We start from the raw sequence: 26,550 nt of genomic DNA on the forward strand, positions 1-26,550 counted from the left end.
CCGATGTCCCAGTCGCATTCCGGGAGCTCGGGTGGTCTCGGGCAGTGGTGGTCGTCGTTCCGGGACGGACTCGTCGAGTTCTACGTCGGCCCCTACCGGCAGACCCTCAAGCGCGAACAGCAGGCCGAGGACGACTTCTTCACCGTCGTCGTCCTCGGTGAGGCCCTCGGGGTGCCCGACCCGGCGGCCTACTACACGGCCGAGCTCATGCCCGCCCTGTGGGAGAACTTCCATGCCTGGCATCGCCGCATGGGGCTGCCCCGTTCGCCCCTGGACCACATCGCATGCTGCTAGACATCGCGCGCGACCACCGGTGCCTGTTCGTCGGCGGCAAGGGCGGGACAGGCAAGACGACCGTCTCCTCGGGCCTGGCCATGGCCCGGGCCGACGACGGCGGACGCGTCCTGCTCGTGTCCACGGATCCGGCGCACAACCTCGGCGACATCTGGGGACAGGAGCTCGCGGACGAACCTCGGCGGGTCCATACGGGTGAGCGCGGATTCGTCGATGCCCTCGAAGTCGACCCCGAAGCGACGATCGACGCGCACTTCGCCTCAGTCGAACGGATGATGACGCGGATGCTGCCCGAGAGCACTCACCGCGCGGCTCGGGCGCATCTGGCCTCGGCCAGGTCGGCTCCCGGCAGCCATGAGTCGGCGGTGCTCGAGCGGATCGCGACGATCCTCGCCGAGGCGGCCGACTACGACCTCGTCGTCGTCGACACGGCGCCGACCGGCCACACCCTGCACCTGCTGGCGCTGCCGGAGCGACTGACCGATTGGGCGGAGACTCTGTTGTCCAACCGCGACCGGTCCGAGCGTTTCGCCGCCGCGGCCCGCCACCTGGTCAGCCCCAAGGAGGAGACGCCGACGCCGGATGCCGAACTTCGGCAGAGGCTGCAGGCTCGTCGCGATCGCTTCGCCGCCCTGAGACGGTCCATCTCCGACTCGCGGCAGACCGGGTTCCTCATCGTCACCATCGCCGAGCAGCTGCCGGTCGCCGAGACGCTCGGTCTCGTCACCGACCTCGGCGGTATCGGCATCGAACTGTCCGGGATCGTCGTCAATCGACGCTCGCCCGCCGATGCGGGAGAGTTCCTCGCGGACAGACGACAGCGGGAGGACGAGCATGTGTCACGGCTGAGGTCCGCGGTGCCGACGGTTCCGCTGGCACAGCTGCCGCTGACCGCGACCGAACCGACCGGGGTCGGGGGGATCACCGGTCTCGCGGCTCTGCTCGCCGAGCGCTGAGCTCGGCGGGACTCCGCGCGCTGCGGTGGCCGCTCGACCGTGTGCCGAGCGTGGCCGTTCCGATCCGGCTCCACCTATCCGTCCGTTCCAATTAGACTGGTGCGCATCCGCGATCGACACGGCACCGGCGGAAGGACCTGACCGTGGGGTGGAGCACGAGCGAACTGGCGCGCCTGACCGGCGCCACGGTCAACACCGTCCGGCATTATCACAAGCTCGGGCTGCTCACCGAGCCCGAACGGATGAGCAACGGCTACAAGCAGTACGGTGCCTCCCACCTGCTCCGACTCCATCAGATCCGGCGAATGCGCGAGCTCGGGATTCCGCTGTCCGACATCGGGTCGGTCGACGACGACCACGAACAGCAGCAGCTCGCCCTCAAACAGCTCGAGGGTGACCTCGATGAGCAGATCGCAGCTTTGGAAAAGGCCCGCGCCGAGGTGGTCCAACTCCTCGAACACGGGGCGCCGATCGATACGGCCGCGGGTTTCATCGACATCGCCGCGCGGATGTCGAGCGCGGATCGCAGCCTGATGAACATCTACTCGAGCCTCTACGAAGACTCCGCGTTGGCGGAGATGAGAACCATCATGTCCGAGACCACACCCTACGATCGGGAGATCGACGAACTCGCCGAGGATGCCGATGAGGACACGCGGACGCGTCTGGCCGAGCAGATCGCTCCGAGCATGAAGCGCCATCTCGAGACCAAACCCTGGCTGCTCGCACCGACCGAGCGGATGACCGGGGACGTGAAGATGGGACAGGCTGCGATCATCGGCACGATCAGCGAGCTGTACAACGACGCGCAGATCGACGTCATCCAGCGGGCGTTCATCGCCGTCTTTCCGACGCTCGAGATTCCGGACGAAGATCGCGAGCGGTTCATTGCCTTCATCAAGCACGTTGCCGCGCAAGTGGAAGAGAGCTGAGGATTCGCAGGGTTCGCCGATGAGGGCTTGACCCTGTTCCGAGAACACAGTCTGTACTGAACGTATCAACCATCAGATCCGGCTCTTCCGGGCCGGGATCTGACCAACACGTTCAGGAGGACACCATGAACCCGATCATCGAATTCTTCCAAGGTCTTGCCGCTCACGTTCCCGACCTGCTCCAACCATTCATCATCGCCGCCGCCGGAGCCATCCCCTTCATCGAGGGAGAGATCTCCTCGATCATCGGCGTCTGGGCTGGGATGAACCCCGTGCTCGCCGGCATTGCCGGGGCCATCGGCAACTTCGTCTGCGTCACTGTCATCGTGCTCCTCGGGGCACGGGCCCGTCACGCGGTCGTGAGCCGTCAGAGGGGAAAGCGAGAACTCGCGGCCGTCGGCGCAGGCGGTGGGGGCGGGTATGCCGGTGCCGTGACGGCTGAGTCCGCGGCGTCGAACTCCGGTGCCGATCTGTCGGGGACCGATGCTCCCGCCGACCTCTCGTCGATTGAATCTCCCGTCGATATCACTGCAGGCAGAACGGCCGCGGAGGGCCACCTCGGTGAGGGTGAGAAGTCCGAGTCCAAAGGGCGAGTCAAGTTCAAGAAGTTTCTCACCCGTTTCGGCGTCCCCGGGGCGAGCCTGCTCGGACCGCTCGCGATTCCTACCCAGATCACCTCGACGATTCTCGTCAGCACGGGTGTGAAGACGTCGTGGATCCTGCTGTGGCAGGGCATCGCGATCATCGCTTGGACGACCCTGACCACTCTCATCGCCACCGGCGCGCTCACGCTGCTGGCCGGCTGAATTCGGCTCATTCGCACTGCGCGAGAGAGGAAGCTCCGTGACTTTCGCCCACCGCCGCCCGGTGCTCGGCGCGCAGGAGCCTGAAGATCGTAAGATGGAGTGGATGTCTGATTCCGGGAAAACTCACACCTCGTCACCGGCCGTGCTCGGAGCGCTGCTGTTCATCACCGCGCGCAGCCTCGACGACGCCGACGTTCCCGGCACGCCGGCGAGTGCCGACCCCGCTCAGCTGAGCCCGGCAGACAAGGAGATCCTCGCCGAGGTGGAGCTCGCCCTGACCGCCCAGACCGACGATTCCGGTCGGTCCGAGAGCTCAGCCCCGACCGACGATTCCGCGCAGTCCGGAGCAGCCGCGCCGACCGACGACTCGACGTCGTCGGTGACATCGACCCTCGCCGAGGTGGCCGCCGCCTTTGCGCACGTCCGTGGCCGGGCGGAGGTCCCGAGCCTGACCGCCAGCCGGTACGACCGTCTGCGCAAGACGGTGCTCGAGAGCCTCGGTGCCGCCTCGGCGCAGGGGGCCACGATCTGGCCGCCGACCAGCCAGACCGCGGTGCAGAGGTTCGGGTCGTGGAACGAAGCGCTCAAGGCAGCAGGTCTGGCGACGAACAAGACCGGCCGAGCCAAGGGGCAGCTGCGCTTCGATGCAGATGCCTATGCCACGGCGATCGCCGAGTTCCTCGCCGACTGCGAATCCCGTCGGACCGCCGCGACCTACAAGGCCTACACGGAATACGCCGCCGAGCACAAGGGCGAGGTGCCCTCGGCAGCGGCGGTGCGGAAGTTCTACGGTTCCTGGAGCGCCGCGCTCGCCGCCGTGCGGTGAGGGAAAAGCGCAGGAACTGTGCGGTTCTGCCTCGTGACCGACTGATCACCGGTACGGCTGTCCCGGAGATTGCGGGACTTGTCTGACGGGGACTTCTTCGCCGTCGACCCCACCGGTGCTACCGTGGACAATCGAGAATGACGGGGCTGTCGGCATCGGTGGTTTCGTGCCATGACCGACGACGGAAAGACAATTGATCGTGATCTCGACCAAACTCGCCCGGGGCCTCGCCGGTGCGGCCCTCTGCGCTCTGGCCCTCACAGGCTGCACCTCGTCGCAGGATTCGGACTCCAACGACAAGGACTCGGCGGCCGACGGCGGGAACGGCAGCAGCGACGGCGCGACGCCCGGCGTTGAGAACATCGATCCCGACGACGTCATCGTCAAACAGGACGTCACTGTCCCGGGATCCGACAAGAACAAGGCGACCATTGCCATCCACTCGCTCGAGGTCGACGGGAAGACGCAGACCTTGACGATGGTCGTCACGCCGCACTTCACCACGGCCGACAGCGACGCTTCGATCAGCGTCTACGACGTCTGGGGCGAGAACAAGTTCGACCCGCAACTTGTCGATACGGACAACCTCAAGGTCTATTCCCCGATCTCGGACACCTACGAAATGTGGGCCTCGGATTCGGTGTTCACGGAGACGAAGAACAACCGGCCGATGATCGTGTGGGCCGTCTTCAAGGCTCCGGAGAACGACATCGATGCCGTCGACATCCGGGCTCAGGAGAACTGGCCGAAGTTCACCGACATCCCGATCACGGAGTCATGATGCGTCGAGGGAACACCAGGAAGTGCACCGCTGTTCTCGTCGGCGTCGGACTGCTGATCGGTTCCGGGGCAGGCGCGACGGCCGGTGCCGGCGCCGGCATCGCCGCCGAATCCGATCCGACGTCCCCGGCGGACCTGCCTGAACCGACACAGGAGCAGCTGGATTACTCGGTCCAGCGGTGGGAGCCGAACAATGTCCAGGAATGGAACACCTCGGAATCCGTCGTCCCACTCGTGACGAACAAGAAGGACGGCGACGACGCGGTCATCACCCTGGCCAGCGACATCCTCTTCGACTTCAGCAGCGCCGAGATCTCCGACAAGGCCGAGAAGGCCATCGCGAAGACCGTGGAGAACGTTCCCGACGGTACAAAGGTCACAGTCTCCGGATACACCGATTCGATCGGCGACGATGCGGCGAACAAGAAGCTGTCGAAGAAGCGGGCGCAGGCTGTGGCCGATGTCATCGCCGACTCACGGTCCGGCCTCGACCTGACGGTCAAAGGCCTCGGCGAAGCAGACCCGGTGGCGAAGAACACGACGAAGAAGGGTGAGGACAACCCGCAGGGACGGGCGAAGAACCGACGCGTCGAAATCAGCTACGACGACAGCTGAGTGTCGGGCAGTGCCTGTTGAGGGCCATTCTTCATCGACCGCGCATCGTCCCACCGACCGCTCGCGTTATACACTGCGCGGTCGACGCTAAGTTGAGCGCTCGGCGGCCCAGCTACCGCTGGCTGATCGTTCGCCGGCCCAGCTCCCGCGGGCTCATCGTTCGCCGGCCCAGCCACCGCGGGCTCAGCTCCAGCGGGCTCAGCGCTCGCTAGCTCACCGAGCTTCGGCATCACCGCCCAGCGGCGAAGGCCTCCAGCCGGTTGCAGGCGGTGGTGATGGTCTCGTCCGAGACCGCGAAGGTCAGCCGCAGGTAGCCCTCACCGGCCGGGCCGAAGGCCGAACCGGGAATCGTCGCGAGATTGTGGTCCTCGAGCAGTCGGGTTGCGAGGTCCCAGGAGTCCAGCCTCCACTCGGACACGTTCACCCAGGCGTAGAACGTCGCCGCCGGGCGCAGCAGACTCAAGCCCGCGATGGCGTTGACGCGCTTGACCATGAGCTCACGCCGCCTGGCATACGAAGCGACCATCTCATCGACCGCAATCTGCGGCCCCTCGATTGCGGCGACCGCTGCCTCCTGGACGAACCCGGGCAGACTCGAGGTCAGCCCCTCCTGCAGCAGTGCCATCGGCGCGATGAAATCTTGCGAACCGATGACGAAACCGCACCGCCAGCCGGTCATGGCATAGGTCTTCGAGAAGCTGCCGATGGCCAGGAACCGATCGAACTCAGCTCCCACCTCGGCGGTGGACGGTTTCACCTCGGCGATGGAGGTGTATTCCACATCGAAGACCATCTCGTCATAGACCTCATCGGAGATGACGGTGAACCCATGCTCATCGGCCAGCGCAGCGATCTGCTCGAGGTCGGCCCGATCCATGACCGAGCCCAAAGGGTTCGACGGACTGTTGATGATCACGGCCGCGGTCTTGTCCGTGATCACTGAGCGGACATCCTCGGCGCGGAGCTTGAAATCGTTGTCTTCGGTGACGGGAACGGACACGGCAACCCCGCCGAGGCGGTGCACCTGCCCCAGATAGTTCGGGAAGCTGGGGTCGGGGATGATGACCTCGTCGCCGGGGGAGACGGTGACATCGAGGGCGAAGGTGAGTGCTTCCATCGCGCCGAAGGAGACCATGACGTTCTCGGGCGCGATGCTGCGATTCCACCGCTCCGAATACTTCCCGGCGATGGCCTGCCTCAGTTCGGGGATGCCGGCGTTCGCGACATAGCGGGTGTTATCGTTCTCGATCGCTCGGATGCCGGCGGCCTTGATGTGCTCCGGAGTGGTGAAGTCCGGTTCGCCGACGGTGAGCTTCACGGCATCGGGGAAGTCAAGGGCGAGGTTGAACATCTTGCGGATGTCTGAGGCCGGGTAGGAGGCGGCCATGGGGGAGATGCGGGATTTCGTCATGGCTTCAGTCTGCCCCTTCCTCGCGAGCGGAGGCAGAGGGCACCGCTGCGTAAGACCCGAGGACGGTTCCCACGGGCTCCGTGTCGGCTTGGTGGAACGGTCCTACGTCGGTCCTACGTGCCTCGCTCCGCCGTTTACGTGCGCGGCGTCACAGCGCCTACAATCTGCACCATGAGGAACACCCGCGGCCACGAAGCCGAGCGAGAAGAACCACACCAGATCGATGGCCTGGCACAGCGACTCAACTGGCTTCGTGCCGGAGTGCTCGGCGCGAACGACGGCATCGTTTCGACCGCCGCCGTCGTGGTCGGAGTCGCTGGCGCGACGAACAGCTTCACGCCGGTCCTGCTTGCCGGCGCGGCCGCCGTTGTCGGTGGGGCGATTTCGATGGCCCTCGGCGAGTACGTTTCGGTCTCGAGCCAGCGTGACAGCGAGCGGGCCCTGATCGACAAAGAGCGAGAGGAGCTCCGAGTCGACCCAGATGGCGAGCTCGAGGAGCTCATCGGGCTGTATGAGACTCAGGGGCTCACGCGCAGCACCGCGGAGGTGGTGGCGAAGGAGCTCACCGAGAAGGATGCGCTCAAGGCGCACCTCTCGACGGAGCTCAACATCGACGAGGACGACGTTGTGAACCCGTGGCAAGCAGCGCTCGCCTCCGCGCTCTCGTTCTTCGTCGGCGCGCTCCTGCCGATGCTCACTATCCTCTTCCTGCCGACGTCGATGAATATCCCGGTGACGTTTGGTGCGACCATCGTCGCCCTCGCGATCACCGGCTACGTGGCGGCGTGGGTCGGCGGCGCGAACAGGTGGTCCGCCGTCGCCCGCACCTGTATCGGCGGCGCGATTGCGCTCGCCGCGACATTCCTTGTGGGTATGCTGTTCGGCACCTCGGTGGCCTAGGGCCTGGTTCGTCACCAATTTTTTGTGGAGCTGGGATCGTGGCGAGAGCTGCCCTAGTTCTACGGCCCCCAGCAGGCCATGCGGTCGGTACGCGTTGCACCAGTGAACCCAATCTGCAGTGGCGATCTCGACACCAGCAGTGCCCCTTCACGGCCCCCTATTTCGAATCAGCTCGGCTTTGCCACGTGAGTTCAGTGCCTTGGCAAGGTCATTATCGGATGAATCGCCACGAGATCCGACAGGCCCGACGGTGTCTTGTTCGGCCAGGTCCTCGCGACAGCGGAATGCTCGATACCGGACCCTGGGATTCGAGCGATGCACCAGACCGGGCAGATCCCCATCGGCACGTCGACGCTGGCGGATCCCCATCTGCGGGGCGTCCCGAGCCACCTCGGTACGCGACGACCTCGATACCTGCCAGCCGACGATCTCGCAGGTGATCACGACCGACGTAAGCCCGCTCTGTGAACATTGGAGGTGCCGCTTTCCGAGGGGGCAGGTGCGGTCCGCCGCGAAGAAAGCCGACTACAGGATCTGGTCAGCTCGGAGCAGTTTCCGGTTCTCTTTCTCGAGATCTATGATTCGCTGGACATCAGCGGTGGTGGTGCCGGACCGGTCACTCTCGACCGGCCTACTCGTGCAGGCCCGCCAGCCGGGATCCGAGTCGGGCGAGCAGGCTCGTCTTCTTCGCCCCGGTCACCGACTCCCACGAGTCGGCGAGGCCGAAGATCTTGTACATCGACCGGATGCCCAACCACCGAATCGGTTCGGGCTCCCACTGCCCGGAGAAGTGATCGTTCCACGGCAGCGCGGTCAAGGGCGTTGATGCTCCGGCAGCCCGATCGAGCAGTGTCTTCGCCGCCAGATGAGTCGCCGTCACCCCGTGTCCGGCATAGCCGCGGGCCACTCCGATGCGCTGTGTGGGATCGAAGAAGATGCCGGCGCACCAGTCTCTGGTCACTCCGAGCGCACCGCGCCAGGCATGAGCAACCTCGAACTCGAGGTCCGGGAAGAGCGAGGACAGGCGCCCGGCCAACAGGTCGACCACCTCGGCGGGGACCTCACCGTCACCGGGCAGACCCGACCGGAAAGCATAGGGCGCCCCACGGCCGCCGAGCGCGATCCGGCCATCGGCCGTGCGCTGGGCATAGATGAACGTGTGCGCCGTGTCGCCGAGGCATTCGCGCCCCTCCCAGCCGATCGACGCCCACGCCTCGTCCGCCAGCGGCTCGGTTGCGATCATCGACGAGAACACCGGGATGACCTGACGTCCGGCCAGGCCCGGCAGGTCGCCGCCGACCGTGTCCGAATACCCCTCGAGACACACGAAGATCGTGTCCGCGCGCACCGGCCCGCGGTCCGTGGCGACCGAATTCTTTCGGATATGCCTCGCCGAGGTGGCCTCACAGATGGTTACGCCCTGTTCCCTGAGCACGTGGCCGAGTCCCCGGGTGAGCAGTGCAGGATCAATGGCGGCGGTACCGGGGAAGTAGAGGCTGCCAAGCGCCCCGTCGACATTGATGCGTTTCCGAGTCGCCTCGGCGTCGAGGAACTGCATGTCTTCGGGCCCATATCCGAACTGCTCATTGCCGGCCTCAAGATCGCGCAGCCGGGACAGGCCGGCCTCCGTTTGAGCAATGTCGATATGGCCGCCGCGGATTTGGTGGGCATCGATGCTTTCAGCTTTGCAGACGGCGAGGACCTCGTCGATGGAGTCGAAGAGCGCGGACTGGAAGGCGCTGACGCTGGCCACACCGTCGAGCCCTGCCGAGCCGACCGGTCCGGAGGGATTGTTCTTCCGGGCACGGTCGACCGCCTCGGCGAACTTGGCGCGGTTGCCCGGCATCAGGGTCGACAGCCACCCACCGTTGCGACCGGAAGCGCCGTAGCCGATGTGGCGGGCCTCGATGATGGTGATCGCCCAATCGGGGTGGGCCTGCCTGGCGTAATAAGCCGACCACAGGCCGGTCAGTCCGCCGCCGACGATGACGAGATCCTGCTTCTCGCGTGGCAGCGGTGCGGCGTCGACGTCGTCGGCGGGGGAGGCCGCCAGCCAGTGCGAGGCTTCACCATTGAAGTAGGACACGGATCAACTCCTGAACTCGAGGCAGACCAGACGGTCGCCTACGGAATCAGTTCTATCCCACGACCGACGGGAAGTAAATAGTTGCGTCGGTTCAGATCAGATGCTGAAACGAGCTCGGCACCCTACTGATTTCTTCGCCTTGCGGAGAGTGGGCGGGCTGTCTGCCTACACTGGTCGCATGAGCGCAATGGAGCCGATCAACACCCACGATTTCCCACTCAGCCACGAACCCGTCGAGGAATGGCAGAATGTTTCGGCCGCCTCGGCGGGAGAAGCCGACACGGTCGGCTCGGTCGAGACGGAAGGATCGGCCGCCTCGGCGAAGGAGTCGGTGACGACGGGATTCGCCGAACTCGGCACCATCGGGGGAGCCGACTTCGGCCTGTGGGAGATGAGCGCGGGATCGATGCGCGATATCGAAGGTCACGAGGTCTTCCTCGTCATCTCCGGGACCGGACGCGTCGAATTCGACGAACCCCTTCGTGACCCCATCGAACTGGTGCCGGGGTCGCTGGTCCGCCTCGATGCCGGGATGAAGACCCGCTGGTACATCGATGGGGCGCCGCTGCGGAAGCTGTTCATCGCGCCCAGCGAAGGGTGAACTTCTGGTGAGCAGGGTGCGCGGGGCTGAGGGAGTCGGGAAAACGTCAGGGGCGCGGATCATCCTCGTTGAGTATTGTCGAAGACAGCCCGATCGGACGAAAGGGATCGACGATGATCGACTTGGCCCACCCGCGCGACCTCGTCATGATCGGCGCGATCTTCGGACTTGCTGCGTTCATCTGGTCGGGCTGGGCACAGGAAGCACCGCCCAAAGCACTGGTCTGGCGACTCGTGCTCGCCGGGCTTGGAGTCGCGGGACTCGCCCTCGCCGTACCGAGCATTCTCACCGCCATCGGCAATTGGGCGGAACCCAGTGCCTTCAGCGCCGGGACGTCCGCGTTCACGCTCTACCTCATCGTATTCTGGGCGGAGATCATCATCGGGGCGGTGGCGAGCTTCTACCTCATTCGCGTAGGTCAGGCCGAGAACGTCGCCCCGCTCATCTTCGCGATCGTCGGAGTCCACTTCTTCGTGCTCGCCGTCGTCTTCGGCCAGCCCGTCCTTCATCTGGCGGGGCTGCTGCTGACCATCGTCGCGGTGGTCGCGTTCATCTTGCCGCGCGAGACCGCAGCGCCGAGCTTCTGGTGCGGCACCCTCGGTGCTCCGGTATTCCTCGGCATCGGCCTGTGGTGTCTGCTGGCTGGTCGCAGCGCGCTCAGCGCCGGATGAAACTCGGACACCGCTGACAACCCCTGGTCAGGTGCTCTATCGTGAGTGAACCGGTGCACACCGTGCCCTGGGACGGTTCCGTCCTACGGCGCGCAGCACCCACGGACACCCCAGCACGGATACCTCAGTATTGCCCTCGAAGAGATGGACCACGAAGAAGGAGCCGACGATGAAGACTGCTCGCCGCTTGGACAACCTCGGCACCGAGACCGCGTTCCGCGTGGCCCAAGCCGCGGCCGACTGGAAGGCTCGCGGCAATGAGGTGTTCCCGTTCCACCTCGGCGATCTCAATTTCCCGCTGGCCGGCCACATCGTCGAAGCCCTCGACCAGGCGATCGCCGACGGCAAGACCGGCTACTGCCCGGGACCGGGAATCCCGGAACTGCGGGAGGCGCTCGCCGATGACATCGGCTCGCGGCGCGGAATGACGATCGACCCCGCCGAGGCGGTCGTGACCACCGGGGGCAAGCCCGTGATCACGAAATTCCTCCAAGCGGTGATGAACCCCGGCGAAGGTGTGCTCTACCCGAATCCCGGGTTCCCCATCTACGAGTCCCAGATCGAATACCTCGGCGGCACGGCGCTTCCCTACCGGTACGTCCCGACCTCCGACGGGTTCGCCATCGACCTCGACCACCTGCGGGCATCGATCGATGAGAACACCACGGCCATCATCTACAACGACCTGCAGAATCCGATCTCCGCGGAATCCACCCCGGGTGAGCGTGAGGCCATCGCCGCGATCGCGCAGGAATTCGACCTGTGGGTGCTCTCCGATGAGGCGTACTTCGAGATGCGCTATCGCGGGAAGTCGCAGTCGATCGCCGCGCTGCCGGGCATGCGCGAGCGCACCGTCATCCTCTACACGTTCTCGAAGAAGTACGCGATGACCGGGTCACGGCTCGGCTGTGCGGTGGCGCCGAAGGAAGTCGCCGAGGCGATCTCGCTGATGAACACCAACGACGAATCGTGCACGAACCAGTACGTGCAGTGGGCGGGCATCGCTGCCCTGCGCGGACCGCAGGGGCCGGTGGGGCAGATGTTGGAGGTGCTGCGCAAACGGCGCGATGCCACCTGTCGACTCATCAATGAGATCCCCGGCATGAGTGTGGCGACACCGGGCTCGACGTTCTACGTCTTCCCCGATGTCACCGAGGCGATGGAGTCGAAGGGGATCGCGACTCTGGCGGACTTCTCCACCGAGGCGCTGCATGCCACGGGTGTCTCATTCTGCACCCGCGAGCACTTCGGCTCACCGCAGCCCGGGGAGGACCGGTCATATATCCGACTGGCCTATTCGGGTATCGATGAAACCGCGATCACTCGCGGCCTGGGCCGCCTCAAGGAGTGGATCGAATCCTGAACCGGCCGGGGCCGGCCGTGCGGTGGGGCGGCCGGCAATGGCGATTCGGGTGCAGCCGAGAGTGCAAGCCACGCACGACGGCGGCTCGGCTAGTTCCAGCTGCTCCGGGCAGGCCGCCGAGTGCTCGGCAGTGCATTGTCGCGGCGCCACTCGTGGAGCCAGTCGGGCAGTTCAGGTGCATTCTCCGGCACCCCGAACGCCTCGATGAGGTCGTCCCTGGTGAGCGGGCCACTGTCTGAGATCACGCGTGTGGCGACATAGGCGCGGGTGTAGATCTCTCCGTCGACGACCAGACGGTGTTCGAAGAACACGGTGCGCTCATCGATGCCGCAGATCTTGGTCTCGAGGCTGTAGCGCTGCCAGAGTTTCAGCGACTTGCGGAAGCTGATGGTCTCGGCACTGACGACGCCGGTCCAGCCGCGCTCACGCATCGCCTGCCATGCTCCGCTGCGCACCATCATGTCGAGTCGACCGAGGTCCATGATCGAGAAGTATTTGCCGTTGTTGAGATGCATGAAGATGTCGATCTCGCCCAGGTGAACGCGCATGGGCAGGGAGTACGTGTCCCAGATATCGCGCGCAGTGCGTCGATGGGACCTGAGCAGGTGCAGAATCATGCGGAAGAAGTGCATACGATCTATGTTACTTCACGGTATCTTTCTGCGTGGGGCCCTCTGCTTCGTCAGATAGGCGGCACCGCATTCTGCTGGGTGGGCGTCACTGCGGAGGGGAACGTCACCACGGATCAGGCGTTACCAGGGGCGGGGGCGCGGCCCCGGGCTTGGAGATCCGCCTCGGGTGAGGCGTCACCACGGATGGGAAACGCTGCCATGGACCTGAGGACCCGCCTCGGCGAGGGTTTCCGTCAGTCCTTCGCAGGCTGGGGTTCGTGCCCGGGGATGAACGGTGATTCTTCGGGTTCGGGGTGGCGTTTCCACTGGACGAGCATGATGATGACGCCGAGTGCGACGGCGCCGATCGCGCCCCAGACATTCGTCCGCAGGCCGAGGATGACGAAGCTCGGGTCGAGGCGGATGGATTCCCAGACGATGCGGCCGGCGCCGTACCACATGAGGTAGACGGCGAAGAGGCGTCCCCACTGGAAGAAGATGTGGCGGGACAGGTAGAGCAGGACGAGCGCGCCGAGGCTGTTCCAGATGACCTCGTAGAGGAACGTCGGGTGGAAGAGCGTGCCGGGGGGAGTGCCCAGCGGAATGGCCGGGTTGCCGGGATCGATCTCGAGACCCCAGGGCAGGGTGGTCGGCAGGCCGAAGAGCTCCTGGTTGAACCAGTTGCCGAAGCGTCCGCAGGCTTGGGCGAGGATGAGGCCCGGGGCCAGGGCATCGAGCAGGGTGGTGAGTTTGAGGCCGAGCCTGCGGCACATGATCCACGCGCCCAAGGTGCCGCCGATGAGCGAGCCGAAGATGGCGATGCCGCCCTCCCAGATCGCCCAGACCGAGCCGGGTTCGAACGGATTCCAGGGATTGCGGCCGGGTCCGAAGTAGTCCGTGTAGTGCGTGATGACGTGGTAGATGCGGGCGAAGACGATGGCCATCGGGACGGCCAGAGTCGCGATGTCGAGGACCTGCCAGTCCTCGACGCCGCGCTTGGTCAGGCGACGGTTGGTCAGCACGATGGCGATGATGATGCCCACGAGGATGCACAGCGCATAGAAGTGGATCGTCAGCGGTCCGAGTTGGAAGCTCGAGATGGACGGGCTGGGGATCGCTGCCGAGATGTCGTGCGGAAGGGGGGTCTCGGCGAGGAGTGCGCTCGTGGGAACTGCAGGCATGAGCCCAGTCTATTTGTGGTGGCTGGGAATCGCGCATTCGCTGGAACTGAGCGTGCGGCAGGCAGTGGCCGGTGGTGCGGGCCGACGGGTGCGTGTTGGCACAGCGGTGCCCTTGAAGCAGTCCTGCGCAGCTACGTGCCGAAGAGGCCGTCGATGATGTCGTCGGTGATGAACCTCGAGTGGAGGATCGGCGTGCGAGCGGGGTCGATGCTTTCGGGCGGTCGCCATGCCGGTCGCCCGTCGGTGAGCATGAAGACTTCCCAGTCGGAGCGATCCATGAGGTGGTGGTGGAAGGAGCAAAGACAACACATGTTGTTGATGTCGGTCTTGCCGCCCCTGGCGTGCGGCACAACATGGTTCACATCGCACCATCCAGGGGGCGCGTCACATCCGGGGAACACGCATCCGCGGTCTCGAGCGGTGATGATCGCGGTCTGCTTCTTGTTGGCGAAGCGCTGATCTGTGCAGACTTCCACCGTGCGAGCCTTTTCGTCCATCAGATGGAAGAAGACAGTGCCGTTGAGACCACGTCGAGTGATGTCGTCCATAGGGAAACGGTCGCCGGAGCCTGTGGTGGCTTCGCCGGTGCCGTTGGCGATGTCGGACGCTTTTGCTGTGACGACCAGAGCGTAGGGCGAGCCCTTGGCGGCTTCTTTCATGCTGATGCGCGAGATGAGAGTGGCGAAACGCTCGTAGATCCAGGCCTTCGCATTAGGCTGCTCGCTCATGAGATCGACGGACGCTCCATCGGGGCGGACACCGTGGCCGGCAGGAACGGACCGATTGGCAGAGGAGTCTTCGGATTCGCCGGCGGCCTCGATGACGGCCCACGGTGGAGCATCGAAGCGATCTCCGGTGAGGACGGCGTCGAGAGGCTCGAACTTTTCCTCGGCGCTCGAGGATCCAGCTGTGCTTGTTGTGTTGTCTGTCGCTGTGGCGTCTTTCGCGGATTGGATTCTTGAGGTCAGCAGTCCGTGCAGTTCGGATCCCGCTACAGGGTCGAGGACGCCCTCCAGCCTCCAGTCTCCGTTGCGCTTGGGCCGGGCAGTGATGAAATAGGCGGAACGGTCGCTGGGGTCGAGCGGCTCGGCGCCGTCGGGGTCGATGACAGCGAGCATCTGACGGAAGATGTCGCGGAGCTCGCTGACAGTCACCGACTTCCCGTACTTGACGAGGTCGGTTTCCACGCGGGACCTCGTCTCGTGGTCCACCCAGGCGGGCAGCGCCTTGAGGCAGTCTTCGATGACAGTGAGATGTTCCGTGGGCAGGGTGCCGAGGTGGAGCTGTTCGGCGACGAGCGGGTGTTCGGGCTCAAGCGGTTGGCCGTCGAGAGCGACTCGTCCGCCGAGATTCTCCGCGAGCTTTGCCCGACGGTTCGCTTCTCGACCCGAGAGGTTGAGGCGTTCCTGGATGAGCGCCTTGGTCGACTTGGCGCCGCTGTCTTTGGGGGTGCCGACGCGTTCGTAGACGGCAAGTGCCAGTGTGGACAGGGATTCACTCAGCCGACGCAGCGCCTCAGCCCCATCGATGACCTGCAGGGCTTCGCCGGGCCCCATCGGCCGGTCGAATGCCCGAAGCCCTGCGACCAGTCCGGTCAGGGAGGCGATCGAGTCGGTGATCTCGGGAGTGCTCGCGGCAAGATCGTTCCAAGCGGAGTCGGTGAGGACTGGGTGAAGCGAGGTCGGTCGCTGAGTATCGTCTCCAGTCTCGAGCTGAGCGGCGGCGGGGGTGCTTGTGGTGGCCGGGGCGGCGGAATCAGTGGATGCAGGCTGCGTGGTTGAGCGGTTTTGCTCACTTGTTTCGAACAGTGCGGTCGGGTTCGGCTGTGAAAGCGAGTCCGTCGGAGCGTTCGGCTCGACCTCGGTGGATGATGCTGAAGCGTCGGCTGCATTCGGGTGTTCGGTGTCGGCAGTCGACGCAGCTTCGTTCTGCTCTTCGCCGTCGTTCGAGACGGGGCCAGTCGCTACGGGGTCGGTCGCCACGGGGTCAAGGGCCTCGAAGACCTCGGCGAAGTGGTGGCCGCTGAGGTCGAGGCCGGCTGCCTTGAGCTGCTCAGCCAGAGATTCAGGGCGTGGTGACTCGCTTTCGGGGTGCGCGGGGGCGTTGTCCGCGGCGTCACGAGCGGCACGAGAGGGGACGTTGGTGGGATCTGTGGGGACCGAGGCGTTCGGTGGCCGTCGACTCGCCCCGCCGCGTGAGTCAGCGGCAGCGCGGCGGTCGCGCTTTCCTGACTTGCGTCGCTTGCGGTCGGGGGTGAATGTCATCGCTGTCGAGTTCCGTTCGCCGTTGAAGGTCTCTTACTGAAATTATAGGCAGTCGTGATGGAGAAAACAATAGAAACTTCGAAAAACATTCGATTAGAATTGTCGTTACACTTGAGAATGACTATTGAGATGATGGTCACCGCGTCATTGACGTGTTTGAGGATGATTCTATCTGTCGGCACCGACACGAGATCGACGTGAAACTGACCCGAGATCGACGCGGATTGCCGCGGCGGTCAAAGGCTCCGCGGCGAACCGCCTCGGCGGGGCTGTGTCTGCATGCATGGCCGCTGCGGGTGGGATGATGAGGGATTATGGCACTCGATTTCACGCTCGTGCAGCTGCGGTACTTCCAGGAGGTCGCCCGGCGGGAGCATATGACCGAGGCGGCGAAGCAGCTCAACGTCACCCAATCGGCGATCTCGACGGCGATGGCGCAGCTCGAGCGGACCCTCGGCCTCGACCTCTTCATCCGACAGAAGAACCGGTCGGTCGTACTCTCCCCGGCGGGAAAGCGCTTCCTCACGGAGGTCACACCGTTCCTCGAGTCCTCCGACAACCTCGGTGAGACCGCGCTCGGGCTCTCTCGGTCGCTGAGCGGTCAGCTGACCGTCGGCGTGTTCTCGCCGATTGCGCCGACGAGGCTGCCGCTCATCCACGATGAGTTCGAGAAGCGCTATCCGGACGTGCGGGTCAACTACCTCGAAGCGGACCTGGAAGAGCTGCAGCGTGCGGTCACAGCCGGTGACTGCGACATCGCCCTGACGTACACGCTGGGACTGAGCGACCGCTTCGACACGTATCTCATCGATGTCGTCAGGCCGCACGTCCTCGTATCACTCGAGCACCGCCTCGGGGCCGGAGGGTGTCCCCGCCCCGTGCATCTGCGCGAGCTGGCGGACGAGAACTACATCCAGCTCGATCTTCCCTACTCTCGCCAGTACTACGACGAGCTGTTCCGGATCGCCGGGGTCGTCCCGCGTATTCGCCACTCGTTCTCCGGGTACGAGACAGTGCGCTCGTTCGTGGCGATGGGGCTCGGCTATTCCCTGCTCAGCCAGAGTGTCTCCTCGGGGACCTACATCGGTTCGAAGACCGTCGACATCCCGCTCCTCGACGACTTCCCGAGCATCGACCTCGCACTCATCTGGCCCAACGACGTCCGTCTCAATCGGCGCGGCCGGGCCTACTGCGAGCTGACGAAGGAGATCCTCGGCCCGGCGTCCGGTCATCAATCGGATCTATGAGCTACCCAAAAAGTAACTGTTGGACTGATGTGATCTGTGCCGCAAAGATGGTGCCAACCATCACGCGACTCCAGGAGCACCTCGATGTCCACCCCAACAGTTGAGCAGGGACGCACGTCCACGAGCATGCAGCGGAAAGTGCTGCTCGGCGGCAGCATCGGCCAGTTCGTCGAGTTCTACGACTTCACGTTGTACGGACTCTCGGCAGTCATTCTGTCCGAATACTTCTTTCCCGACGGCGACCGGATCACCGGCCTGCTGGTCATCTTCGCGACCTTCGGCGTCGCCTTCGTCATGCGTCCCCTCGGCGGGCTGTTCTTCGGAGCCCTCGGGGACAAGGTGGGCCGGCGGAAGACGCTGACCATCACGATCTTCCTCGTCGGAGCCTGCACGGCGCTCATCGGCATCCTGCCCGGATTCGACACGATCGGATGGTTCGCCCCGATCCTGCTCATCCTCGCCCGACTCGGCCAGGGCTTCTCTGCCGGCGGCGAATCCGTGGGCGGACCCTCCTTCGTCTACGAACACGCCCCGGTGGCCAAGCGCGGCCTGTGGATCAACATCACTCTGGCCGCGACCGCTCTGCCCTCGGTGTTCGCCGGCGGTCTGATCCTGGTGCTGTCGACGGTGATGAGCGATGCCTCCTTCGATTCCTGGGGTTGGCGAGTGCCGTTCCTGCTGGCCCTGCCGCTGTCGGCCGTCGGTCTGTGGATCCGGTCGAAGACCGACGAATCCGAGCTGTTCAAGCAGACTGCTGCGGAACGCCCCAAGGAGTTCAGCCCGATCCGCGAATCCTTCCGCGAGAACTGGGTCGGCATGCTCCAGGTCTTCTTCGTCCTCGGCGTCACCGCACTCGGCTTCTACATGCTCTCGGCCTACTTCGTCACCTACATCCAGACCACGGGTGACCTCAGCCGTGAGCAGTCGCTGCTCATCAATGCGATCGCCATGGCCAGCTACACGATCTTCCTGCCCATCGCAGGTCACCTCGGTGATCGGTTCGGTCGGCGCCCCATGCTCATCGCGGGCACGATTCTGCTGGCGGTCACCTCGGTGCCGGCGTTCGGCCTTGTGACCAGCGGACACATGGGGCTGGCCTTCCTCGGGCAGACGATCTTCGTCCTCGCCCTCTGCTGCTACGGTGGCGGCTGCTACACCTTCTTCTGTGAGCGCTTCTCGACGAAGACGCGGTTCACCTCGGCGGCCATCAGCTACAACATCTCGTACGCAGTGCTCGGCGGCACCGCACCGTTCGTCGGCACCTGGCTCGTCGACATCACCGGCGTCAACACCGCTCCCGGCTACTACATGGCCGCCGTCGCTTCCCTGTGCCTCGTCCTCATCTTCGTCACGCGTCTGCCCGAGACCCGTGGACGTCTGGGGTGAGCACGGGTGAGCCTGCATTGGCATCGAGTTTCGTCCACTTTCACATCACATTTTGTACAGATCATCGGGATGAAAAGCGATGAACTGAACTCAAAGCGATGTGCGAGCCCCACCCGCGCCTGCCACCCGCGCCCCTAGTCCCTTGCAAACCACATCCCACCCTCATGAGAGAAGCGATCAGCAATGAACCATCAGGCAGCCCCGTCCTCCGACGCAGCCTTCCTCGCCGACTTCCACTTCGTCGCCACCATCGGTGCCACCGACAACAACGGCGTCGACCGGCAGGCGCTGACGGCCGAAGACAAGCAGACGCGTGACTGGATGCGCGGCTGGGCGACGGACAAAGGCTTCGACGTGCGCGTCGACGCGATCGGAAACATGTTCGCGTGCCTCGAATTCGTTCCCGGCGCCCCGTACGTCCTCATCGGCTCCCACCTCGATTCGCAGCCGCTCGGGGGTCGCTTCGACGGAGCCTACGGAGTCATCGCCGCCCTCTTCGCGGCCCTGCGGGTCAAAGAGGAACTCGCCGAATCCGGCCTGCAACCGACCTACAACCTCGCCGTCGTCAACTGGTTCAACGAGGAAGGCGGCCGTTTCGCCCCGTCGATCATGGGCAGTTCCGTCTACGCTGGGCTCTTCGACCTCGACGAGATGCTCGCCGTCACCGACCTCGACGGCACCACCGTCGCTGAGGCGCTGGGCGCCATCGGCTACGCCGGCACCGATACACCGCCCGAGGCGATCTCCTACGCCGAGATCCACATCGAGCAGGGCCGAATCCTCGAGCGCGAAACCACGGACATCGGCGTCGTCGAATCCAGCTGGTACACGCAGAAACTCGACATCGACGTCCTCGGCGAACAGTCGCACACGGGTGCCACAGCCATGGCTGACCGCCACGATGCGCTCGTCGCAGCCGCGAAGGTCGTCCTCGCCGTCGCCGAGGTGGTTGACGAGTTCGAGGAAGAAGCACTCGTCTCCTCGGTCGGCCAGCACGTCGTCGAACCGAACTCGCCGATCGTCGTTCCCCGCCGCGTCCACATGGTCGCCGACCTCCGCTCCTCGGATCCCGCCATCGTCCAAGCCGCCCGCAACTCACTGAAGACGCAGATCACCGAGATCGCCCGCACCCACGACATCACTATCGACGCCCGCGACTTCGACATCCGCGACAAACGCCACTTCCCGACCGAGGGCGTCGAACTCGCCGAGAAGGCTGTCGCCAACGAAGGCCTGAGCATCCGCCGGTTGGAGACGATGGCCGGCCACGATTCCGTGGCGATGAATCACCGCGTGCCCGCCGTGATGATGTTCGTGCCCAGCGTCGACGGCGTCTCCCACTGCGAACGCGAATTCACCACCGACGACGACATGCTCCGCGGAGTCCGCGTCCTCACCTCGGTGGCCGGCGAACTCGTCCGCGGTGAACTCGCCGACGTCCGTGACGGTGCCGTGTGGGTCGGTTCCTCCGTCGCCGAGGCGCGCGCATGAGCACCGATATTCAGCGCATCCGCTACGGTGACAGCAGCGACCTCCTGCGAACTCACATCGAGGTGACCCCATGACCGCCAATGCAACCGGTCCAGCCACAGCGCCCGACCCCACTCAACCCTGGACCCTGTCCGCCACCGAGGCGCTCGCTGCCTTCCGGACCAAGGAGCTGTCCCCGGTCGACTACCTGAGCTCGCTCATCGGCCGGATCACCTCCGACGATGAGCGCATCAATGCGGTCACCGAAGTCGTCGAGGAGGCGGTCACCTCGGCGCGGGAAGCCGAGACGTTCTATGCGAACGCCACCGACGATGACCTCGCCGAGGCGGCCGCCGCCCGGCCATTGCTCGGACTTCCCGTGATCGCCAAGGAGAAACACGCCCTGGCCGGCCGCGGCCTCACCCAAGGGCTGCTCCACGAACGCGACACCATCGCCGACAACGATGCCGCGATCATCGCCCGCATCCGCGCCGCCGGGGGATTCGTCCACGCCCGAGCCACCTCGCCGGAGTTCAGCTGCGCGACGATCACGCACTCGCCGATGTGGGGCGTGACCCGCAACCCGTGGAACCTCGACCTCTCACCCGGCGGGTCCTCCGGCGGGTCCGGTGCTGCGCTCGCCGCCGGGTTTGCGCCCCTGGCCACCGCCTCCGACATCGCCGGTTCGACGAGGCTGCCCGCCGCGTTCACTGGCACCGTCGGGTACAAAGCCCCGTACGGTCGGATCCCCGGCGCCCAGCCGCTGGCCGCCGACTGGTACCGCGGGGATGGGCCGATGGCGCGCACCGTGGCCGACTCCGCCCTGCTCGCCCGCGTCATGGTCGGCGTCGATCCGAGAGATCACGCGACGATCGCCTCGCCCGGGTTCCTCGACGACTTCGACCCCGCCGAGGCGGCCGACCGACTCCGCGGACGCAGGGTCGCGCTGTGCGTGCGATTGGGGGACTTCCCCGTCGGGAAGGACATCGAAGCGAATACCCGCGCGGTCGCCTCGGCGCTGGAATCGGCCGGAGCCGACGTCGAGGAGATCGCACTGCCGTGGACGTCCGAGCGGATCTTCGAGACCGCGTTCACGCACTTCGGAAACCTGCTCGCGCCCGCCATGCGAAAGGCCACTCGCGGCCACGAGGACACGTTGGCCGACTACACGGTGCGGTTCATGGCCGATGCGGAAGCCGTCGCCGCACGCCGGTCCTTCTATGACGGACTCGCCATGGAAGCGCAGATCCAGGTAGAGCTGGCGTCTGCGATGGACGGGTTCGATGTGCTCGTGGCGCCCACCTCGGCGGTGGCGGGGCTGGAGGCCGATGCGAGCTATCTCGACGGGATCTGGGTCGGTGCCGGCGGCGTCGGTCGCGAAGTTGCCAGGTCAGGTGGTGCGAGCGGGAATGACGGCGGGGACGACGTCCGGCTCGACCATTACTGGCAGGCGCATATGACGATGCCGTTCAATATCTGCAACCGCGTGCCGATCGTCAATGTGCCTTCCGGCATGGCCGACTGCGGCATCCCCACTGGCGTCCAGGTCATCGCCCACCCCTATGACGACGTCCGCGCCTTCGACGTCGCCGCGGCAATCGAAGAGCTCTGCCCGTGGTCCGGTCTCGCACCGCTGTGACGACCGGACTCGGCGCCCCTGAAACAGCAAGAAGGACCCACAATGACGTCTGATCCGCAATCAGTTCGCCCCGACGACCCCGTCGGAACCACCACGCATTCAGCCGATCCGAGCAGCACCAACCCGGGCAAGGTCGCCTTCGCGAGCTTCATCGGCACGACCGTCGAATGGTACGACTACTTCCTCTTCGGCACCGCGGCTGTGCTCGTGCTCAACGACCAGTTCTTCCCCTCGCTCGACCCCTTGGCCGGACAGCTGGCGTCGCTGTCGACCTTCGCCATCGCCTTCGTCGCGCGGCCCTTGGGCGGAGTGATCTTCGGGCACTTCGGTGACAAGCTCAGCCGCAAGTCGATGCTCGTGCTGTCCCTGCTCATGATGGGCTTCGCGACTTTCGCGATCGGGCTGCTGCCCGGCTACAGCACAATCGGCGTGGCCGCTCCGATCCTCCTCGTCCTCCTCCGCGTGGTCCAAGGCTTCGGCGTCGGCGGCGAATGGGGCGGGGCCGTGCTCATGGCTGTCGAACACGCTCCACCTCATAAGAAGGCGTTCTACGGAGCCTGGCCGCAGGCCGGTGTGCCCGCCGGTTCCGTGCTCTCCAGCCTCGTGTTCTTCCTCGTCCAGCTCATGCCCAATGAGCAGTTCATGTCCTGGGGGTGGCGGATCCCGTTCCTCATCTCCGCCGTCCTCGTCCTCATCGGCCTCTTCATCCGCCTGCGCCTGACCGAGTCGCCCGAACTCAACGAGGTCAAGGAAGAGAAGAAGGTTGCGAGCCTGCCCTTCCTCGAACTGTTCAAGACCTCGAAGAAGTCGCTGCTCATCGGCATCTTCTGCCTCGTCGGATCGAACACGCTCTTCTACATCGCCAGCGTCTACCTGCTCTCCTACGCGCCCGACTCCACCGGACTCAACCGCGGCGAGGTGCTCCTGGCCATAGCGATCGGTGCGTCCTTCGACGTCATCGCCATCCCTCTCGTCGCGATCTTCGCCGACCGCCATGGCAAACGCACGATGATGCTCGTCGGCAGCCTCGTCACCGCCGTCGCCGCCATCCCGATCTTCTGGGCGATGAACACCGGGACCTTCCTCGGTGCGGTGCTGGCGATGATCATCGCATTCCCGATCGCGCACTCGATCGTCTACGCCACCTCCTCGGGCTTCATCTCGGGACTCTTCGACCCCGAGGTCCGCTACACCGGAGCATCGATCTCCTACCAGATCGGCGGGCTCATCTCCTCAGCCCCGGCGCCGATGATCTCCGTGCTGCTGTTCACGGCCTTCGAATCGTGGGTGCCGGTCGCGCTCTACCTCGTCGCGGCTAACCTGTTGGCAGGGATATTCGTCCTCTTCGACACGAGGAACAAGGCGCTGAGCCAGTGACCAGGAGCAGACAGATGACCGACGGACAGGAGCAGCCGACGACGGAACAGGCTCATCCGATGGATGAGCACACCATCGCCGAGGTGGAACGTGCCGGAACGCAGTTCAACGCCGTCACAGCGATGACCGTCGACCGCGCGGATGCCCTCACCGCGGAATCGATCCGCCGCCGCGATTCCGGGCAGCCGCCTCGGCGATTGGAGGGGGTTTCCTTCGCCATCAAGGACGTCATCGACCTGGTCGGCTACCCGACGACGATGGGATCGGCGGTGCGCAGCGATGCCCCGGCGACCGCCTCGGCGCCGGTCGTGGACCGACTCGAAGCAGCGGGGGCGATCCCGGTCGCGAAGACGAACTGCCAGGAATACTCCTACGGAATCCTCGGCGACGAATCCGCCTTCGGCCGCGTGATCAACCCCGTCGATCCCGCACTGTGCACCGCCGGATCGAGCTCCGGATCGGCCGCGCTCGTCGCCGCCAACGCGGTACCTTTGGCCTTGGGCACGGACACGGCCGGGTCCGTGCGCGTGCCCGCGGCCTGCCAGGGCGTGTTCGGGTTCAAACCGACCTTCGGCGTCGTGCCCGTCGACGGAGTCTTCCCGCTGTCGCCTGCCTTCGACACCGTCGGCCTGTTCGCCTCGGACCTCGGCGTGCTGACCACGGCCTTCGATGTGATCGCTGGCGACGAGTCCGGCGAGGTACCTGACCTGAATGCAGCGATCGGCCTCATCGGCAGCGGCGAACGGACGATCGATGTCAGCCTCTTCGGCGACGACGATAGCCGGGCGAGAGACCTGCTCATGACGGTCCCGGAGCTCACGATCACCTCGGCGAATGGCCCGGCCCTGGGCGAACTCCTCGACGACCTTGCGCCGACCTACGACTTCATCCGCCTCTATGAGGCTTACGAGGTCCACAAGGACCTCTTCGCCGAGCACGCCGCGGACTACCAACCGGGCGTGGCCAAGAAGATCGAGGCCGGCCGGGACCTCGGCGAGGCCGAATACCGGAAGCAGTTGGACGCGCTCGCCGAACTGCGGGAGCGGTCGCTGTCGGTCTTCGGCGCCGCCGATTTCCTGCTCACTCCAGCGCTCGACGGGCCGGTGGTCCGCTGGGATGAGATCGACTCCGGATCGGCGGCGAAGTTCATGCGCTATTCGATGCCGTTCAACGTGCTCGGCTGGCCGGCATTGACGATCCCGCTGCCCGGGGCCGGCGTCGGAAACGGAGCTGGCGTTGGAAACGGAAACGGCGTTGGAACTGGAGCCAGCTCAGGACCGCGGGCGGTGCAGCTGGTCGGTCGCCCGGGTGGTGACCGCGACCTGCTCGCCTTCGCCTCGCGGCTGGGGTGAACCCAATTCAGATACCGCCGAGGCGGCCCTCCCATTTCGGGAGGGCCGCCTCGTGTGCATGGGCTTCCCAACGGTGCGGGCCGCCGCGGCGAGGATGGGCCACGTCGTTCGGATGCGTGATCCGATCAGGGAGGGCCGCCTCGGTGAGGGTGGGAGGTCACAGCCTCCAGCAGCTGTCGAGCGGAGCCTTGCCCGCGAAGGTGCGACTGGTGAAGGTCTCGATGCGGGGCAGGGCTGCGACGTAGCCGCCTAAGTGAGTGGGCCCGAGATTGTCCTCGAAGGCCACCTTGTGACCGGCTCTGCACCAGGTCGACGCGAGCTCCTTGCCCTGATCGAACGAGATGACGTCGTCGAGGCGGCTGTGGTTGACCAGCAGCGGAATATCAGGCACTTCGGCCTTACCCAACCGCTGCCGGTCAACGATGTCCGCGAAGTTCTCGTCGATGACCTCAGGGAACGACTCGCCGTTCTTCGTCAGCGACTTCCCATCCGTGAAGGCAGTCGAGAGCAGGGCTTGGACGGTGCACTTGTCCGCTGTTTCGGCGACCACCTTCTGCCCCTTCTCGTTGAGGAATTCTGACAGATCGATGTCAGCCTGATCGGCGAACCCGACGACGCCGTAGAGTGCGAATGCCGTATAGACGCTCGAGAGACCGGAGACGGTCTTGTACAGGTCGGTCGGCACCGCGCCGGCCGAAGCGGAGGCGATGTTGAGCTCGGGCGCCCACTCCTTCTGGAGCTCCAGGGCCGCCGTCGTAGCATGACCGCCCTGCGAGTAGCCGCGCAGCTGGAGCTTGGTGTCCTCATCGATCTCGCTGCCATCGACCTGCTGGACGGCACGTGCCGCGTCGAGGACGGAGCGCCCCTCTTCGACACGGTTGACGTAGTGGTGGGTGCCTTCGGTGCCGAGGCCCATGTAGTCGACGACGACAACCGGATGCTTTGCGGCCAGCGCCGATGCGACGGAGATGCCTTCGTATTCGGTGCCCATGCCCATCTGGCGGCTCGGAGCGCACTTGTCGGCGATGCCCTGGGTGCCCGGCGCGATGACGACGGCATCCTCAGCGTGGCCGCTCGCGCCGTTCGGGGTGAGCAGAGTGGCGGTGGCGGCTCGGGCCTGTCCCTTCTCATCGGTGGTCTTGTACATGAAGACCGTCGACTTCGCGTCATGCTTGATGAGCTTCACCGGATCGAGGTAGAACTCGGATTCGGCCTGCTTGACCACTGCGCCGTCCTCGCTCGGCAGTGAGTCCGGGGTCTGATAGAAGTTCCCGGGAACCCCCGATGCCGGAAGCTCCTCCTGCGCGGCGGCGTATTCGACATCGGCCGTGGTGATCTCATCGGACTCTTCGACGGCCTTCTGTGCCTCTTCGACGCTGATGCCCTCGGGGACGCTGTGGCGATCGAGCGTGCTCGGATCCTCCGCCGCACGGTCGTCGAGGAACTGTTCGGCTTCGGCCTCGGTCTGCGGAACGAGCTCGGCGGCATGGGCGGGAGCGGTTGTCGTGCACAAAGTGAGTGCGAGGCCGACGACGGCTGCGGCGCTCAGGGCCTGGAGGCGACGACGGGAACCGTGTGAGGAGGTGGTCGGCAGTGCTGTGGTTGGCGTGCTCATAGGCGTGGGCCTGTTCTGCCATGTCTCTCGGCATTGAGAAGGTGCGGGACAGTGGTGTCGGTGCAGACCGCAGCGGTGTACACCGTGACGGTGAGATCAGAGTCGCGACGGGGTGCAGTCGACCAGAGTGTTCACCGTTGGACGTTCTGGTTGTGACGGGCACCACA

General features: G+C 65.3%; 23 protein-coding genes. 17 read left to right on the plus strand and 6 right to left on the minus strand.

Going from position 1 to position 26,550, the window contains the following annotated elements:
- Positions 1-3: 3 nt before the first annotated feature.
- From CXR29_RS01245 to CXR29_RS01275, 7 genes are all read left to right on the plus strand, one after another.
- Positions 4-294, plus strand: a complete 291-nt coding sequence (locus CXR29_RS01245) for a cory-CC-star protein (RefSeq protein WP_025777499.1) — start codon at positions 4-6, stop codon at positions 292-294.
- A complete protein-coding gene (locus tag CXR29_RS01250; RefSeq protein WP_101555807.1) occupies positions 285-1,250 on the plus strand; it encodes an ArsA family ATPase in 966 nt (321 codons plus the stop codon). Before CXR29_RS01245 ends, CXR29_RS01250 begins: the two co-directional genes overlap by 10 nt.
- Positions 1,251-1,393: 143 nt before the next feature.
- Positions 1,394-2,182 carry a helix-turn-helix domain-containing protein gene (locus CXR29_RS01255; RefSeq protein ID WP_164742744.1) on the plus strand — a complete coding sequence of 263 codons (789 nt, stop codon included), beginning with the start codon at positions 1,394-1,396 and terminating at the stop codon, positions 2,180-2,182.
- A gap of 125 nt (positions 2,183-2,307) precedes the next feature.
- On the plus strand, positions 2,308-2,988 hold the full coding sequence (locus tag CXR29_RS01260) for a small multidrug efflux protein (protein WP_101555805.1): 681 nt from the start codon (positions 2,308-2,310) through the stop codon (positions 2,986-2,988).
- 103 nt (positions 2,989-3,091) lie between these two features.
- Entirely contained in the window at positions 3,092-3,814 is a 723-nt protein-coding gene (locus tag CXR29_RS01265; protein ID WP_127363640.1) for a homing endonuclease associated repeat-containing protein, read from the plus strand.
- Between the two features lie 199 nt (positions 3,815-4,013).
- Positions 4,014-4,595, plus strand: a complete 582-nt coding sequence (locus CXR29_RS01270; protein WP_127363641.1) for a hypothetical protein — start codon at positions 4,014-4,016, stop codon at positions 4,593-4,595.
- On the plus strand, positions 4,592-5,209 hold the full coding sequence (locus CXR29_RS01275) for an OmpA family protein (RefSeq protein WP_240812185.1): 618 nt from the start codon (positions 4,592-4,594) through the stop codon (positions 5,207-5,209). The genes CXR29_RS01270 and CXR29_RS01275 overlap by 4 nt, the downstream gene beginning before the upstream one ends.
- A gap of 229 nt (positions 5,210-5,438) precedes the next feature.
- Here CXR29_RS01275 and CXR29_RS01280 read toward each other — a convergent pair whose 3' ends face one another.
- Positions 5,439-6,620, minus strand: a complete 1,182-nt coding sequence (locus tag CXR29_RS01280; RefSeq protein WP_127363642.1) for a pyridoxal phosphate-dependent aminotransferase — start codon at positions 6,618-6,620, stop codon at positions 5,439-5,441.
- A 171-nt stretch (positions 6,621-6,791) separates the two neighbouring features.
- Between CXR29_RS01280 and CXR29_RS01285 the strand changes: the two genes are divergently transcribed.
- Complete coding sequence (locus CXR29_RS01285) at positions 6,792-7,520, plus strand: VIT1/CCC1 transporter family protein (protein ID WP_101555800.1); 729 nt, start codon at positions 6,792-6,794, stop codon at positions 7,518-7,520.
- Positions 7,521-8,151: 631 nt separating this feature from the next.
- Here CXR29_RS01285 and CXR29_RS01290 read toward each other — a convergent pair.
- Positions 8,152-9,606: an NAD(P)/FAD-dependent oxidoreductase gene (locus tag CXR29_RS01290; protein WP_127363643.1), complete on the minus strand. Its 1,455-nt coding sequence runs from the start codon at positions 9,604-9,606 to the stop codon at positions 8,152-8,154.
- A gap of 178 nt (positions 9,607-9,784) precedes the next feature.
- On the opposite strand from CXR29_RS01290, the gene CXR29_RS01295 reads away from it, so the two are divergent.
- The 3 genes from CXR29_RS01295 (at position 9,785) to CXR29_RS01305 (ending at position 12,241) form a co-directional block, all read left to right on the plus strand.
- A complete protein-coding gene (locus CXR29_RS01295) occupies positions 9,785-10,207 on the plus strand; it encodes a cupin domain-containing protein (RefSeq protein WP_127363644.1) in 423 nt (140 codons plus the stop codon).
- 113 nt (positions 10,208-10,320) lie between these two features.
- Entirely contained in the window at positions 10,321-10,878 is a 558-nt protein-coding gene (locus CXR29_RS01300; protein ID WP_127363645.1) for a hypothetical protein, read from the plus strand.
- Positions 10,879-11,047: 169 nt separating this feature from the next.
- A complete protein-coding gene (locus CXR29_RS01305) occupies positions 11,048-12,241 on the plus strand; it encodes a pyridoxal phosphate-dependent aminotransferase (protein ID WP_127363646.1) in 1,194 nt (397 codons plus the stop codon).
- 89 nt (positions 12,242-12,330) lie between these two features.
- Here CXR29_RS01305 and CXR29_RS01310 read toward each other — a convergent pair whose 3' ends face one another.
- From CXR29_RS01310 to CXR29_RS01320, 3 genes are all read right to left on the minus strand, one after another.
- The gene (locus CXR29_RS01310; protein ID WP_127363647.1) at positions 12,331-12,873 is read right to left on the minus strand and encodes an acyl-CoA thioesterase; all 543 of its coding nucleotides are present in this window, start codon (positions 12,871-12,873) and stop codon (positions 12,331-12,333) included.
- A 233-nt stretch (positions 12,874-13,106) separates the two neighbouring features.
- Positions 13,107-14,033, minus strand: a complete 927-nt coding sequence (gene lgt, locus CXR29_RS01315) for a prolipoprotein diacylglyceryl transferase (protein ID WP_101554726.1) — start codon at positions 14,031-14,033, stop codon at positions 13,107-13,109.
- Positions 14,034-14,164: 131 nt separating this feature from the next.
- Positions 14,165-16,297 (minus strand): HNH endonuclease signature motif containing protein, encoded by a 2,133-nt coding sequence (locus CXR29_RS01320; RefSeq protein ID WP_101596152.1) that lies wholly within the window; start codon positions 16,295-16,297, stop codon positions 14,165-14,167.
- A 314-nt stretch (positions 16,298-16,611) separates the two neighbouring features.
- On the opposite strand from CXR29_RS01320, the gene CXR29_RS01325 reads away from it, so the two are divergent.
- The 6 genes from CXR29_RS01325 to CXR29_RS01350 all read left to right on the plus strand — a co-directional run bounded on the left by CXR29_RS01325 (position 16,612) and on the right by CXR29_RS01350 (position 24,768).
- Positions 16,612-17,544, plus strand: coding sequence for a LysR family transcriptional regulator (locus CXR29_RS01325; RefSeq protein ID WP_101596151.1), 933 nt, complete (start codon positions 16,612-16,614; stop codon positions 17,542-17,544).
- Positions 17,545-17,628: 84 nt separating this feature from the next.
- Positions 17,629-18,930 (plus strand): MFS transporter, encoded by a 1,302-nt coding sequence (locus CXR29_RS01330; protein ID WP_241241538.1) that lies wholly within the window; start codon positions 17,629-17,631, stop codon positions 18,928-18,930.
- A 183-nt stretch (positions 18,931-19,113) separates the two neighbouring features.
- A complete protein-coding gene (locus CXR29_RS01335; RefSeq protein WP_127363648.1) occupies positions 19,114-20,421 on the plus strand; it encodes a M20 family metallo-hydrolase in 1,308 nt (435 codons plus the stop codon).
- A gap of 70 nt (positions 20,422-20,491) precedes the next feature.
- Complete coding sequence (locus CXR29_RS01340; protein ID WP_127363649.1) at positions 20,492-22,039, plus strand: amidase; 1,548 nt, start codon at positions 20,492-20,494, stop codon at positions 22,037-22,039.
- 42 nt (positions 22,040-22,081) lie between these two features.
- Positions 22,082-23,416: an MFS transporter gene (locus CXR29_RS01345; protein ID WP_127363650.1), complete on the plus strand. Its 1,335-nt coding sequence runs from the start codon at positions 22,082-22,084 to the stop codon at positions 23,414-23,416.
- A gap of 14 nt (positions 23,417-23,430) precedes the next feature.
- Entirely contained in the window at positions 23,431-24,768 is a 1,338-nt protein-coding gene (locus CXR29_RS01350; RefSeq protein WP_127363651.1) for an amidase, read from the plus strand.
- Between the two features lie 157 nt (positions 24,769-24,925).
- Here CXR29_RS01350 and CXR29_RS01355 read toward each other — a convergent pair whose 3' ends face one another.
- Positions 24,926-26,383, minus strand: a complete 1,458-nt coding sequence (locus CXR29_RS01355; protein ID WP_127363652.1) for a lipase family protein — start codon at positions 26,381-26,383, stop codon at positions 24,926-24,928.
- Positions 26,384-26,550: the final 167 nt, after the last annotated feature.

Source organism: Brevibacterium linens (assembly GCF_003999335.1).
In the GTDB taxonomy this organism is placed as follows: Bacteria; Actinomycetota; Actinomycetes; order Actinomycetales; family Brevibacteriaceae; genus Brevibacterium; species Brevibacterium linens.

Bases quoted from the DNA above. Each gene is read 5' to 3' on its own strand.
- CXR29_RS01355 (WP_127363652.1), bottom strand. From the start codon at position 26,383: ATGAGCACGCCAACCACAGCACTGCCGACCACCTCCTCACACGGTTCC.
- CXR29_RS01250 (WP_101555807.1), top strand. From the start codon at position 285: ATGCTGCTAGACATCGCGCGCGACCACCGGTGCCTGTTCGTCGGCGGC.
- CXR29_RS01285 (WP_101555800.1), top strand. From the start codon at position 6,792: ATGAGGAACACCCGCGGCCACGAAGCCGAGCGAGAAGAACCACACCAG.
- CXR29_RS01340 (WP_127363649.1), top strand. From the start codon at position 20,492: ATGACCGCCAATGCAACCGGTCCAGCCACAGCGCCCGACCCCACTCAA.
- CXR29_RS01265 (WP_127363640.1), top strand. From the start codon at position 3,092: ATGTCTGATTCCGGGAAAACTCACACCTCGTCACCGGCCGTGCTCGGA.
- CXR29_RS01310 (WP_127363647.1), bottom strand. From the start codon at position 12,873: ATGCACTTCTTCCGCATGATTCTGCACCTGCTCAGGTCCCATCGACGC.
- CXR29_RS01350 (WP_127363651.1), top strand. From the start codon at position 23,431: ATGACCGACGGACAGGAGCAGCCGACGACGGAACAGGCTCATCCGATG.
- CXR29_RS01325 (WP_101596151.1), top strand. From the start codon at position 16,612: ATGGCACTCGATTTCACGCTCGTGCAGCTGCGGTACTTCCAGGAGGTC.
- CXR29_RS01300 (WP_127363645.1), top strand. From the start codon at position 10,321: ATGATCGACTTGGCCCACCCGCGCGACCTCGTCATGATCGGCGCGATC.
- lgt (WP_101554726.1), bottom strand. From the start codon at position 14,033: ATGCCTGCAGTTCCCACGAGCGCACTCCTCGCCGAGACCCCCCTTCCG.
- CXR29_RS01280 (WP_127363642.1), bottom strand. From the start codon at position 6,620: ATGACGAAATCCCGCATCTCCCCCATGGCCGCCTCCTACCCGGCCTCA.
- CXR29_RS01335 (WP_127363648.1), top strand. From the start codon at position 19,114: ATGAACCATCAGGCAGCCCCGTCCTCCGACGCAGCCTTCCTCGCCGAC.
- CXR29_RS01330 (WP_241241538.1), top strand. From the start codon at position 17,629: ATGTCCACCCCAACAGTTGAGCAGGGACGCACGTCCACGAGCATGCAG.
- CXR29_RS01295 (WP_127363644.1), top strand. From the start codon at position 9,785: ATGAGCGCAATGGAGCCGATCAACACCCACGATTTCCCACTCAGCCAC.
- CXR29_RS01245 (WP_025777499.1), top strand. From the start codon at position 4: ATGTCCCAGTCGCATTCCGGGAGCTCGGGTGGTCTCGGGCAGTGGTGG.
- CXR29_RS01320 (WP_101596152.1), bottom strand. From the start codon at position 16,297: ATGACATTCACCCCCGACCGCAAGCGACGCAAGTCAGGAAAGCGCGAC.
- CXR29_RS01260 (WP_101555805.1), top strand. From the start codon at position 2,308: ATGAACCCGATCATCGAATTCTTCCAAGGTCTTGCCGCTCACGTTCCC.
- CXR29_RS01345 (WP_127363650.1), top strand. From the start codon at position 22,082: ATGACGTCTGATCCGCAATCAGTTCGCCCCGACGACCCCGTCGGAACC.
- CXR29_RS01275 (WP_240812185.1), top strand. From the start codon at position 4,592: ATGATGCGTCGAGGGAACACCAGGAAGTGCACCGCTGTTCTCGTCGGC.
- CXR29_RS01305 (WP_127363646.1), top strand. From the start codon at position 11,048: ATGAAGACTGCTCGCCGCTTGGACAACCTCGGCACCGAGACCGCGTTC.